The organism is Neobacillus sp. GCM10023253 (assembly GCF_042653105.1).
Taxonomy (GTDB): Bacteria; Bacillota; Bacilli; order Bacillales; family Cytobacillaceae; genus Neobacillus; species Neobacillus citreus.
The window spans coordinates 409,687-422,914 of the sequence record NZ_JBHSHV010000003.1 but is presented as its reverse complement, the minus strand read 5'-3'; the positions used below and the strand labels follow the sequence as shown (position 1 = coordinate 422,914).

Sequence of the window (13,228 nt, the reverse complement as noted above, 5' to 3'; positions counted from 1 at the left end):
AACCTAAGTTGCTCCGATCGAAATCAGTTAGGTTTATTATACTTGAAATCGGAAAACCTTTACAATGGTAAAAAAGGAAAAAACCAACCGAGCTTTTGGCGGTTGGTTTCTTCGCATTTATTTATGATTTAAAATTTCAATCAAATTAGCACGTTCCTGCTCTGTCAATCCCACTAGCGGCAATCTAACGGATCCAACATCCAAGCCTTTGATTTGCAGAGCTGTTTTCACAGGTGCTGGACTTGGTGCTGCAAATAATCCCTGCATCATCGGGAGCAGACGCTGATGTAATTTGGCTGCCCGTTGATTTTCTCCGTCAAAAAATGCTTTTACCATCTCTTGTAATTCATTGCCAATAACATGTGAGGCGACTGAAACAACCCCTGCACCCCCGATGGACAGCACGGGCAGCGTAACCGCGTCATCGCCGCTGTATAAAGCAAAGTCATCATCGGTATTAGCAATTATGTGCGTCATAGCATTTAAATCCCCACTCGCTTCTTTCACAGCCACGATATTTGGTATTTTTGACAAGCGGATAATCGTATCCGGGTGAATTGTCACAACCGACCTGCTCGGGATATTGTAGACCATTACCGGAAGGGTAGTTGATTCGGCAATTGCTTTAAAATGCTGGTATAGACCCTCTTGATTCGGTTTATTGTAATACGGTGCGACCAGCATAATAGCGTCCACACCGACCTGCTCCGCTTTTTTTGTCATCTCGATTGATGCGTACGTATTATTGCTGCCTGTTCCGGCAATAACAGGGATTCGTTTATTTACGGCTTTCACAACATGGCTGAATAACGCCAGTTTTTCTTCTTTCGATAAGGTTGGTGATTCACCTGTTGTACCTGCCACAACAAGTGAATCTGTACCATTATCAATTAAATAATTGATTAGCTTCGTGGTTTTGCCAAAGTCAATATGCCCTTTATTATCAAAAGGCGTTACCATTGCAGTGGATACTCGCCCGAAATGAACCATTTTATTTCTCCTTTCGAAACTTTCGCTCCCCAAATCTGGTGCTTCTAACATCCTATTCAAAAGGTTTTCTTAAAAATCCAAGCTATTTAATTCTAGTGATTCATCTTCAAGGTGAAAGGCACTATGCAAGGCGTTTACTGATTTTACTAAATCCTCCTGCTTGACGAGGACCCAAATCGTCGTATGGCTGTCTGCCGATTGCAGAATCCGGATTCCTTGATTTGAAAGGGCCGTTACAATCTTTGAAGTAACCCCGGGGACTCCCGCGATCCCGGCACCTACTACGGAAACCTTGGCACAATGACGTTCAACCTCTGGCTCATGTCCCAATTCATTTAGTACCCGGATTGCTTTATCTGTCATTTCTTCTGTAACCGTATATACAACTCCGCTTGGAGAAATGTTGATAAAATCCACACTAATCTTCTCATTTGCCATCGCTTTAAATACTTCTGCCTGCAGGTAGTACTGTTCCTTTTTGGCAAAAACCTTTATTTGCGAAACGTTCGAAACATGGGCAATTCCCGTTACCAACCGTTCCTTGATGTCACTGCCGCGATTATTTTTATTTAAAGTAGTCACCAATGTTCCCTCGGATTCTGAATAAGTGGAACGAATCCGAATCGGCACTTTTGCTTGCATTGCGATTTCAACTGCCCTAGGGTGAATGACCTTTGCTCCCTGATAGGCCATATTACAAACCTCTGTATAGGTAACAACTGATAACGGCCGGGCATTTTCGGCAATGCGCGGGTCAGCAGTCATAATTCCCTCTACATCGGTAAAAATATCAATCCACTCAGCATTAAGTGCGGCTCCCAAAGCAGCAGCGGATGTATCGCTGCCACCGCGGCCAATCGTCGTCACATCGCCATTTTTGGCCGCTCCCTGGAATCCGGCAACCACGACGACATCATGGCTTTCCAGTTCCCTAAGTAAGCGATCGCACTTCATTTCAACAATTTTGGCATTGGTATGGTCGTTATTGGTTCTAAACCCTGCTTGAGCCCCAGTTAATCCCGTTGCATTAATACCGCTCTCAAGCAACATATTCGTAAACACAATGCTAGAGATTACTTCTCCACAGGACAGTAATAAATCATGCTCACGTTTAGAGATGTTACTTGTATTGCCGCCAATCAGGGACAGTAACGTATCGGTTGCATATGGATCGCCCTTTCTTCCCATCGCGGATACGACAACGACTACTTTATAGCCCTCAGCCAGCGCTTTTTCGATATGTCCCTGCGCATATTTCCTGCTAGATTCATCTTTGACGGAGGTCCCGCCAAATTTTTGAACAATGATTTTCATGGTAAACACCAAAACCTGCCTTCTCTATTTTACAAGCCCTAATTCCACTAATCTTTGTGCAATTTGGACGGAGTTCCAGGCTGCTCCTTTAAGAAGATTGTCTGAAACTACCCACATGTGAAATCCTTTGCTATTATCGATGTCATTTCTGATTCTTCCGACAAAGACCTCATTCTTGCCAACACAGTCGGCTGGCATCGGGTATACTTGGTTTTCTGGATCGTCTTGGAGAATCACCCCAGGTGCATCTTTAAGAAGCGCTTTGATTTCTGCGGCGCTCACATTATCCTCTTCAATTTCAAAATAAACAGATTCAGAATGTCCTACAGCTACCGGCAGACGAACACAAGTCGCGGAAACCTGAAGCTCCGGTAGATGCATGATCTTTTTCGTTTCATTAATCATTTTCATTTCTTCATAGGTATAGCCATTTTCCTGGAATTTATCAATTTGCGGAATCGCATTAAAAGCAATCTGATAGTGTTTTTTATCAGATTTCACAGGTAAAATTTGTGGTTCATACGATTCTTCATTTAAAATTGCCTTTGTCTGTTGAAGAAGTTCTTCTACCGCAGCAGCACCTGAACCGGAAACAGCTTGGTAGGTGGAAACAATAATTTTTTTCAAGCCAAACTTTTGACGGATTGGTTCTAAAGCAACCACCATTTGGATGGTTGAACAGTTTGGATTAGCAATGATTCCATTATGTTCAAATAAGTCTTTTTCATTAACTTCTGGAACAACTAAAGGAATATCGGTGTCCATACGGAATGCACTGGTGTTGTCAACGCAAATTGCACCGCGTTTTGCTGCCTCAGGAGCCAATTCTTTGGAGACACTTCCGCCCGCACTGAACAATGCGATATCTACACCCTCAAAGCTCTCTGGCTTTGCTTCTTGCACTGTATATTCACGGCCATTTATATCGACCTTTTTTCCTGCCGAACGAGCGGAGGAAAGCAGGGTTAACTCTCTAATTGGAAAATTCTCTTTCATTAAAGTTTGGATCATTTGTTGGCCAACAGCGCCTGTTGCTCCGACAACTGCGACGTGAAATCCATTTTGATGACTCATTCTTGTTCCCCTTCCTATTCACTGGCCGGTTATTCCCTTAAGTTTAAGTTTTCTTGCTGCCAGTATAGTAATATTTTATGATTGTTTTCATCAGCGGATTAACTTATTAACCCACTGATGAAAGATTAATTTATTTTATCATATTATTTGAAAGAAATAACCTTTTTTAATGAAGGGAAAGGAAATTAGTCCTGATCTTTGTATCTTTCAACCAATACCGGCTGAATCTGTCTGCCTTCCATTGCTGCTTCCACTGTTTCCGGAAGCATTGTCATTCTCGCCACCATTGAATTCGGTTTATTTATCGGGTCATCCTGTCCGTAAGGAATAAAGAAAATGTGTTTAGTGGCCATCAGTCTCATCAGGTTTACCCCATTTAACCCTAAAGCGTCATTCGTGGAAATACCTAAGACAACCGGCTTTAAATTTCGAAGCGTTGCTTTTGCCGCCATTAAAACAGGGCTGTCATTCATGGCATTGGCAAACTTGCTCATAGATACTCCTGTTAAAGGAGCAATTACCATACAATCGAGCGGCATTTTCGGTCCTAATGGTTCTGCTTTTACAATGGAATCAATTAGGTTATTGCCAGTTAAATCGACAATTCGCTGGACCCAATCTTCGCCTTTTCCAAAGCGGGTATCGGTGTTTTTAACCGTAAAGGTTACAATTGGAACCACCTCTGCGCCTGCCTGCACCAGTTTTTCAATTTCCGGAAATACAGCGTCATACGTACAATGTGAACCCGTTAATCCAAAACCAATTCTTTTACCTTTTAAACTCATTTTCCATTCCCCTTTCGATCTGGTTCTGTCTCTGATAGCAGCTGGGATAGGACATCTGCTAAAATTTGCCCCGCTGTTTTGGGAGCGACAATTCCAGGCAGGCTGGGTGCAAGGAGGGCTTTGATTCCTCTCTTTTCTGCGTAACGAAAATCGGTTCCTCCCGGTTTTGAGGCAATGTCGATTACAATGGTATGTGCGGGTAGTTTGGCAATGACTGATGCATTAACAATTGGCTGCGGGATTGTATTGATTAAAATGTCTGTACCCGACACTTCCGTTTCAATATTGCTTAATTGAAACGGTGTCAGTGCCATTTCCGTAATTCTAGCAAGATGTTCGCTTTTTCTTGCCCCGACTTTTACTTTTGCCCCTAATGCATGGAATGCCCTTGCAATACTCATACCGCACCGTCCCAATCCTAGGACAGTTACATTAGAACCATGAATCGTAAAGTCAGTATGCTGGATGGCCATCATAAGTGTTCCTTCAACAGTCGGAATCGAATTATAAATGGCTACATCATCTCTTGAAAACAACTGGACTAGTTTTTTGTTTGTTTGCTCTGTAATCCCGTTTAAATAGGAATTGCTGATTCCTGAATAAATGGTACAATGCTCAGGAGTTTTCGAAAGAATATCCTCTGTTAAGACCACTTTCTCGTTGGAGAAAATCGTCTCTATTTGACCTTCTAAATTTGTGCCAGCGACTGGCAGAATAATGGCATCGATATTCGAAAAGTCAACCTCGGAGATTTTCTCCTTGACTGCACCAGTAAAGGCGTGGTCAAGCTGTTCAAATCCAATTAGCGCTAGTTTAGCATCTAATTCCGTTAACTTTCGGATAATTTCCAGCTGCCTGGCATCACCACCAATAACGGCTATCTGCATCCCTGTCAGCATGAAAACATTCACCTTCTTTTTTAAAGAATCCATTCAATTTTTCCTTTGTTCTTTATCACTTCCCCATCTTATGTAAGAAAGTTTCAATCGGTGAGTTTTCCACGCGGGAATATGCAAAAAAGCCCAAGCAAATTAAATTGCTTGGGCTTCAGGCTATCTTTTTTTCTAATTATTATTGAACGTTTTTTCAACAAGTCTGTTGATTTGCGCTCCAGGTGCTTCGCTTTCCGCGGGCGTGCCGGGGAGCCTCCTCGGCGCTAAAGCGCCTGTGGGGTCTCCCCAGCCCCGTACTCCCGCAGGAGTCTTCGCACCTTCCGCTCCAATCAACAGGTTTTTCAATTAGGACCTTTCACTTAAAATAAATAATAAAATAAGTGGTGAAATAAATGTTTAAGCAAAAAAAGGTATAGCTAAAGTGAAATAAATTTGTATCAATAGCTGAATTAGTTCCATGCGAGAAAACCGCTAATCGAAGCAGACTGCCTAAATTTAAAAAAGAATGCAACACATTTAGCAAGGATGGAAAATGTGTGTTGCATTCTTTAGGTTGATTTGGCTACCCTGTTGATTGGAGCGGAGGGCACTCGACTCCTGCGGGAAATAGAGGTCACTGGAGACCCCGCAGGCGCAAAAAGCGCCGAGGAGGCTCCAGGACCTCCCCGCGGAAAGCGAGTGCCCGGAGCGGAAATCAACAGGCCCAATAGCAGGCACAATAATTATTCTTCTTCCGGTACATCGATGATGATCATATCTGACCCAATCTTTTTAATGTGTTGCCAGGGTACTCTTATTTCATCCCCTTGCTTTCTCAGTCCAAACCATTTGACGGAAGGGATTAAGAGAGCCTGGATTTGACCTGTGCTTTCATTTATTTCTAGATCTGTTTGGCCCAAGACACCTAGGCGCTCTGCTTTTTTTACATCGACAATTTCTTTTCCGCTTAATTCACTCAACCTCATTAAAGCCGCCCCCTATTCCTCACTTACTATATATTTATAGAGGGAAGTCCTTATTTAGAATAAAGAAAAAAACAGTTCACCGAGGCAAACTGTTTTTTTCGTTAATTATGCTAAATTAGTTGGGAATTCTCCGTCAGGGCTGATTAACGACACGGAATACTTATCAGTAAATAGATCCCTTGTCATTTTGTCTACGCTTTCTTTTGTTACTGCATCAATTTGTTCAATGATTTCGTCAAGCGAGCGATGGCGCTTTAAAAGGAGTTCATTTTTTCCGTTTCGGCTCATCCGGCTGTTCGTACTTTCCAGACTCAACATAAGACTGCCCTTCAGCTGTTCCTTGCTGTTCGTTAATTCCTTTTCCGTTATGCCTGTTTGTTTTAATTTATCAAGCGTTTCCTGAACAGTATCAAACAATACATTTAATTGTTTTGCCCCGGTACCGCCGTAAATAGTCACAATGCCGCTGTCTTGATAAGCAGAATGATAGGAAAAAACGGAATAAGCCAATCCTCTTTGCTCGCGTACCTCTTGAAATAATCTGGAGCTCATGCTTCCTCCCAAAATATTATTCAAGGTAATCAAGCTATAAATATCTTCATGACCAACCTTTAATCCTTTAAACCCGATACAAAGGTGCGCCTGTTCAGTTTCCTTTTTCCGTGAAATCCGGTTGGCATGGAAAACAGGAACATTTTCTTGTACTGTTGTACTTCCGCCTTGGTAGGAGCCAAAGTAGGCTTCCACTTCTTGAATGAAGCTTTCTGAAACATTACCTGCAATTGAAATCACAACATTTTCAGGTGTGTATCGTTCATGAATATATTCCTTTAACGTATTGCCTGTAAAAGAGTTCAATGTTTCTTCAGTTCCTAGAATTGGATAACCAAGAGGATGGTCTTCATAAACAGCCCTGCTCAGCAAATCATGAACAATATCATCAGGTGTATCTTCATACATCTTTATTTCTTCTAAAACCACATTTTTTTCTTTCTTTAATTCCTCTTCCACAAAGGTAGAGTTAAAGAACATATCTGCTAATACGTCTAAAGCAAACTTTGAATGGGTATCGAGTACCTTAGCGTAATAGCATGTGTATTCCTTTGAGGTAAACGCATTTACCTGACCGCCAATGCTGTCAAAGGATTCAGCAATTTCTTTAGCAGTTTTGGTAGTGGTTCCTTTAAAAAACATATGTTCAAGGAAATGGGAAATCCCGTTTGTCTCAGGATTTTCATCTCTTGATCCCGTTCCAATCCAGATACCAATGGCAACGGACCTTACGGTAGGGATTTGTTCTAATACAATTCTTGCTCCATTTTGGCACGTGTATTTGTTAATCATCGACTTCCTCCTGTCTATAAACAGCAGATGCTACTTCCCAATTGTTAATTATACCTATAATCACTATATTCTCCAACTTTTAGGTATTTCTTCCCTCAATTTATTTTATGACCCTTTCCTCGCTCATTAATTCAGAAACCGTCCCAATCTGTAAATTCTTTTGTTCGATTAAGGTAATTAATCGATCTAAAGATTTTGCCGTCGATTCAGTTGGGTGCATGAGGATTAACGACCCATTGCCAATCTTGCCCATTACCCGGTTAATTAAGGCATCTGGAGAAGGCTTTCTCCAGTCCACAGTATCTACCGTCCACATGACTGTTTTCATGTTTAATTCATCTGCGATTTTGACTGTTTCGTCGCGATAACTGCCGCTCGGAGGAGCAAACCATTCTGTCTTTTTATCGGTCACGGCTTCGATCACTTCATTGGTTTTCACCATTTGTTCTCTGGTTTGGGCAGCTGTAAGCTTTGCCATATCCGGGTGGGAATACGAATGGTTTCCTACCTCATGCCCGGCACTAACAATCATTTTGGCCAACTCAGGGTTCTTTTTAGCCCAGTTGCCTTCTAGAAAAAAACTTGCCGATACATTATGATTTTTTAACGTTGCCAGCATATCTGATAAATATTCATTTCCCCAGGCAACGTTTATGATAAAGCTGACCATCGGTTTATCGGGATGCCCCTTATAAATAGGTGAGGGCGGCAGATCTTTAAGCTGCACTTTAGGCTTCACCTGTTTAAAGACGAGCTTTTTCTCATCAAAAGTGCCTTTCTTTTTCATATTTTGATAAGAAGCAGCCAGGTCAACTGCAAGGCCATTGTATCCCGGTATCGCCTTCCAAACCGGATCGATTTTGGCATCTGAAGGCGGTTTCTCATATTCAGGTGCATTTTTTACAATGCTTTGGTATAAGGAATCCGTCTCCTTTACTGCCGGAAGTGCTGATCCCTTTAAGGCGGAAACATAATTATGTACAATTGGACTATTTACAATAAGGAAAGCAGCAAGCACAATTACCGCGATAATTATCTTTTTTTTCATTCTTCCTCTTCCCCCTTCTATACAGATTATGACGAGCAGGGACAAGGTAGAACGATGATAAAGCATGCCAATAGAAAAAGAAAAAGTCAGGAGCGGCCTCCTGACTTTTTAAACGATTATTGATTTTGTTCAGCTTTTTCCTTCTGTTCCTTCAGGACAGCTTTACGCGATAAATTAACGCGGCCTTGTTTATCAATTTCGGTCACTTTTACTAAAATTTCATCGCCGATTTTCAAGACATCTTCCACTTTTCCTACCCGCTCTTCGGCCAGTTCAGAAATATGGACTAATCCGTCTTTGCCGGCAAAGATTTCGACGAAGGCACCGAATTTTTCAATCCGTTTTACTTTACCAAGATACAATTGCCCTACCACAACTTCACGGACAATATCTTCGATAATTTGCTTTGCTTTTTGATTCATTTCTGAGTCAGCTGAAGCAATGAAAATGGTTCCATCCTGCTCGATGTCAATCTTAACCCCAGTTTCTTCAATAATTTTGTTAATTTGCTTCCCACTAGGTCCAATAACATCGCGGATCTTATCCGGATTAATCGTCATGGTCAGAATTTTTGGCGCAAACCGCGAAAGATCAGGTCTTGGTTCAGCAAGTGTAGCTAGCATAGAATCAAGGATCTGCATTCTTCCGACTTTGGCCTGCTGCAATGCTTCTTCTAAAATTTCACGGGAAAGACCCTCAATTTTAATGTCCATTTGCAGAGCGGTAACACCTTTGGCTGTACCGGCTACTTTAAAGTCCATATCGCCAAGATGGTCTTCCATCCCTTGAATGTCCGTTAAAACGGTATAGTGCTCTCCTGATTTCACAAGACCCATAGCAATACCGGCAACTGGTGCTTTAATAGGTACACCGGCATCCATCATGGCTAATGTGCTAGCACAAATACTTGCCTGCGAGGTAGAACCATTAGATTCAAGCACCTCGGATACTAAGCGGATTGTATATGGAAAATCCTTTTCATTTGGAACTACCGGTTCGAGGGCACGTTCCCCTAAAGCTCCGTGACCGATTTCGCGGCGGCCTGGCCCGCGGATTGGTCCTGTTTCCCCGACGCTGAAGGAAGGGAAATTATAATGGTGCATAAAGCGTTTTTCTTCTTCAATTCCAAGACCATCAAGAATTTGCACATCCCCCATTGCACCAAGGGTACAAATGCTTAACGCTTGGGTTTGTCCCCTTGTAAATAACCCCGAACCATGGGTACGCGGCAGGATCCCTACTTGGGATGATAAAGGACGAATCTCATCAATCTTTCGGCCGTCCGGACGCACTTTTTCAACCGTGATTAAGCGGCGGACTTCACCTTTGACCATCTTGTCCAAAATTTGTTTAACCTGTTTTAGCTCATCATCGGCAGCTTCCTGCTCATCAAAATGAGCCAATACTCGATTCTTTACATCAGTGATGGCAGCTTCTCTAGCATGCTTTTCTTGAACTTGAATGGCACTGATCATGTCTGTTTCACACATTTCCCGTACCTTTGCTTCAAGCTCCTTGTCAAGCTCATACAGGTTTATCTGCCTTTTTTCTTTGCCGATTTCAGCAACGATTTTCTCTTGGAATTCAATTAACCGCTTGATTTCTTCATGGCCAAACATGATAGCCTCAAGCATGATTTCTTCAGGTACCTCATCGGCCCCTGCTTCAACCATGTTAATAGCATCCTTTGTACCGGCAACCGTTAGGTGGATGTCACTCTTTTCAGCCTGCTCCACCGTTGGATTGATCACGAATTCATTATTTACACGGCCGACTACGACGCCGGCAATCGGACCCTCAAACGGGATGTCCGATACCGATAAAGCCAGTGATGACCCGAACATCGCGGCCATTTCCGAAGAACAATCCTGATCCACACTCATGACAATACTGATTACTTGAACATCATTACGAAAACCATCTGCGAAAAGCGGACGAATTGGTCTGTCAATCAATCGGCTTGCCAAAATCGCTTTTTCACTTGGACGTCCTTCCCGTTTAATAAAGCCTCCGGGAATCTTACCGACTGCATATAATCTTTCCTCATAATTCACTGTTAATGGAAAAAAGTCTAGGTTCTTAGGCTCCTTAGACGCTGTGGCCGTACTTAAAACGGCTGTATCTCCATAACGGACCAAGACTGCACCGTTAGCTTGTTTGGCTAGTTGCCCGATTTCAACTGTCAGATTGCGGCCGGCCCAATCCATGGAATACTCATGTTTTTGCTGATCCATATTTTTACCCCTCTCTATCTAAATCACTTAGGAGGATGACGCGAAACTTATTCGCTGGTATCATCTTTCTAATGTAACTATAAAAAAGCGAAAACGCTTGTGATTTCAAACCAAATTAGTATTAGTATGCACAAAAAATCATGACTTAAAAATTATGTATGAAATATTCAATAACTTTTAAAAGCTAACAAAAAAGCGGGAAAAATCCCGCTTCTGTAAACTAACGACGTAGACCAAGCTTATTGATTAACACGCGGTAACGTTGAACATCTTTGTTACGCAGGTAAGTCAAAAGATTACGACGTTTACCAACCATTTTCAAAAGACCACGGCGTGAGTGATGATCTTTCTTGTGAGTACGTAAGTGCTCGTTCAAATTGTTGATTGATTCTGTAAGGACAGCGATTTGAACTTCAGCAGATCCTGTGTCGTTCTCATGAGTTTTATACTCATTGATGATTTCGTTTTTACGTTCTTGTGTGATTGCCATCCAGGTTCACCTCCTATTTCTCAATCCCCTCATGCCGAGCAAGCGTCGGTGATTCGACTTGCCAAGCAAAGGTTCATTTAGTACGTATTTAAGAATACAATGTTTTGTCGCAAAATGCAAGTTCATTCCATCATATATTATAGGAAAACTTCTCTTCTTCTATACATCAAGCAGCTTGTGTTTTTCCGCAAAATATTCCAAAGCCTTATTTTTATCTTTTTCAATTTGCTTTACAAGTTCTTCTATTCCAGAAAACTTTTGTTCATTTCGCAGGAATAGATGCCACTCAATTACGGCATCCTCTCCATAGATATCCTTATGAAAATCAAATAAATGAACTTCAATCGACAGCTTGACTGCCTCCTTATTAAAGGTAGGCTTATAGCCAACATTACAAACACCATTATGCATACTGCCGCTAACCATCATCCTTACCGCATAAACACCTGTAGGGGGAATAATGTATTCATCATTTAATTCAATATTTGCCGTCGGAAAACCAATGGTCCGTCCCCGTTTATCACCATGGACGACATACCCTGAAGTTGTGTAATACCTTCCCAAAAGGTGCGAAAGTTCCTCAACAGTCCCCTCTTTAAGAAGTCGGCGAATTCTGGTCGAGCTCACCTTTTCGTTCCCCTCGGTAAATTCCGGTATAACAGAAAAGGTAAATTTCTCTCTTGAGTGAAATGGAATGGTCTCCATTGTCCCTTTGCCCATCCGGCCGTAGGTAAAATCAAAGCCTGCGGTCGCGTGCTGCACATTCAGCCCGATAACGTATTGGTCAATAAATTCTTGAGGCAGAAGATTGGCAAATTCTATAGTAAAGTGAACGACAAAAAGAAAATCAATACCCATTCCCTCGATAATTTTGATTTTTTCTGCTAATGGGGTAATGGATTTTACATGCTTTTCATTTTTCCCTAAAACCACAGAAGGATGAGGGTCAAAAGTCATGACTGCGCTTGACAGTCCTTGTTCATCAGCTTGCTTCTTTGCTTCAAGTATTACCTGCCTATGCCCGCGATGCACGCCATCGAAATAGCCAAGGGCCATCGATAAGGGAGGCAGCGCCTGCAGATCTGACACATTTAGCGGAAAACTTAATCTTTTTACTTCCAACTGAAACTCACCTTTTCTATACAGGAACCTTTATTCGAGTTCATTTCTTAGAACCTTCACCGGCTTTAAGAGGCCTTGCTTATTGGGATGCTTTGCATAGATAGCAAGCGCCAGCCCTTCAGCCGTTTCGGCAATAATAGGTCCGTCACAAGTTTTTAAATTCTCTGGAATTTCTAAAAGTGCACCGTTTTTCACTTTCTCTGCTACTTTATCATTAATCTGCATTTTCGGCAAATGAGAAAGTGCCGATTCCAATGGTCGTAAAACCTGCGAAATGCTCCCTTCTGCCATTAACCTTTCCACTTCTTCAAGCGTAAGGCAATCAGTAAGCGTGTACGAAGCAGATTGCGTCCTTACCAATTTCGACATATGCGCTGGAAACCCCAAAGCCTCACCAATCATGACAGCTAAAGTTCGAATATAAGTGCCTTTACTGCAGCTAACCTGAAAGCGGAAGCTGATGGTCTCGCCAGCGAATTCAGTCCGTTCATCCAGAAGGTTAATCGAATAAATCATTACTTTCCTTGATGGGCGTTCCACGACAATCCCTTTTCGGGCATATTCATAAAGACGGACCCCATTCACTTTAACGGCGGAATACATTGGCGGTGTTTGCTCAATTTCGCCTGTTAACGACTGTAGTACCCTTAGAATTTCTTCGCGGCTGATGGTCCGGTTAACCATTTCCTTTTCCACCACTTCACCAGAAGCATCTTCCGTTGTCGTGGAAAAACCAATGGTTACTTCCCCTTCATACGCCTTGCCTGCATCTGTAATATACTCGGCTATTTTTGTCGCTTTCCCGATACAGATTGGGAGAACTCCGGTTACATCAGGGTCAAGTGTTCCAGTATGACCGATTTTCTTTGTTTTTAAGATCTTTCGCAATTTAAAAACACAATCATGAGAGGTAAGCCCCGCAGGCTTCAATAATGGTAAAATGCCTTCCAATTTTCACAACCTCTTTCC

The 13,228-nt window shown here is 42.2% G+C and carries 12 protein-coding genes; all 12 read right to left on the bottom strand.

The genetic code is table 11. The features are described 5' to 3' along the window. Positions 1–117 precede the first annotated feature (117 nt). The 12 genes from dapA to truB all read right to left on the bottom strand — a co-directional run bounded on the left by dapA (position 118) and on the right by truB (position 13,210). On the bottom strand, positions 118–990 hold the full coding sequence (gene dapA, locus ACFPA1_RS02485; protein ID WP_213140752.1) for a 4-hydroxy-tetrahydrodipicolinate synthase: 873 nt from the start codon (positions 988–990) through the stop codon (positions 118–120). Between the two features lie 69 nt (positions 991–1,059). Beyond that, positions 1,060–2,304 (bottom strand): aspartate kinase, encoded by a 1,245-nt coding sequence (gene dapG / locus ACFPA1_RS02480; protein ID WP_213141300.1) that lies wholly within the window; start codon positions 2,302–2,304, stop codon positions 1,060–1,062. A 24-nt stretch (positions 2,305–2,328) separates the two neighbouring features. Next, positions 2,329–3,378, bottom strand: a complete 1,050-nt coding sequence (asd, locus tag ACFPA1_RS02475) for an aspartate-semialdehyde dehydrogenase (RefSeq protein WP_378581104.1) — start codon at positions 3,376–3,378, stop codon at positions 2,329–2,331. Positions 3,379–3,563: 185 nt separating this feature from the next. Continuing rightward, positions 3,564–4,163, bottom strand: a complete 600-nt coding sequence (gene dpaB / locus ACFPA1_RS02470) for a dipicolinate synthase subunit B (RefSeq protein WP_213140754.1) — start codon at positions 4,161–4,163, stop codon at positions 3,564–3,566. Next, the gene (gene dpaA / locus ACFPA1_RS02465; protein WP_213141301.1) at positions 4,160–5,062 is read right to left on the bottom strand and encodes a dipicolinic acid synthetase subunit A; all 903 of its coding nucleotides are present in this window, start codon (positions 5,060–5,062) and stop codon (positions 4,160–4,162) included. Before dpaA ends, dpaB begins: the two co-directional genes overlap by 4 nt. A gap of 716 nt (positions 5,063–5,778) precedes the next feature. Continuing rightward, positions 5,779–6,021 carry a YlmC/YmxH family sporulation protein gene (locus ACFPA1_RS02460; protein ID WP_213140755.1) on the bottom strand — a complete coding sequence of 81 codons (243 nt, stop codon included), beginning with the start codon at positions 6,019–6,021 and terminating at the stop codon, positions 5,779–5,781. Positions 6,022–6,126: 105 nt separating this feature from the next. Further along, entirely contained in the window at positions 6,127–7,365 is a 1,239-nt protein-coding gene (locus ACFPA1_RS02455; protein WP_378581102.1) for a M16 family metallopeptidase, read from the bottom strand. Between the two features lie 100 nt (positions 7,366–7,465). Beyond that, complete coding sequence (locus ACFPA1_RS02450; RefSeq protein ID WP_213140757.1) at positions 7,466–8,413, bottom strand: polysaccharide deacetylase family protein; 948 nt, start codon at positions 8,411–8,413, stop codon at positions 7,466–7,468. A gap of 116 nt (positions 8,414–8,529) precedes the next feature. Further along, positions 8,530–10,647 carry a polyribonucleotide nucleotidyltransferase gene (pnp, locus tag ACFPA1_RS02445; protein WP_213140758.1) on the bottom strand — a complete coding sequence of 706 codons (2,118 nt, stop codon included), beginning with the start codon at positions 10,645–10,647 and terminating at the stop codon, positions 8,530–8,532. Positions 10,648–10,867: 220 nt separating this feature from the next. After that, the gene (gene rpsO / locus ACFPA1_RS02440; RefSeq protein WP_213116319.1) at positions 10,868–11,137 is read right to left on the bottom strand and encodes a 30S ribosomal protein S15; all 270 of its coding nucleotides are present in this window, start codon (positions 11,135–11,137) and stop codon (positions 10,868–10,870) included. 159 nt (positions 11,138–11,296) lie between these two features. Next, positions 11,297–12,259 (bottom strand): bifunctional riboflavin kinase/FAD synthetase, encoded by a 963-nt coding sequence (gene ribF / locus ACFPA1_RS02435; protein ID WP_378581099.1) that lies wholly within the window; start codon positions 12,257–12,259, stop codon positions 11,297–11,299. A gap of 30 nt (positions 12,260–12,289) precedes the next feature. After that, positions 12,290–13,210 carry a tRNA pseudouridine(55) synthase TruB gene (truB, locus tag ACFPA1_RS02430; protein ID WP_213140760.1) on the bottom strand — a complete coding sequence of 307 codons (921 nt, stop codon included), beginning with the start codon at positions 13,208–13,210 and terminating at the stop codon, positions 12,290–12,292. Between the last annotated feature and the right edge of the window lie 18 nt (positions 13,211–13,228).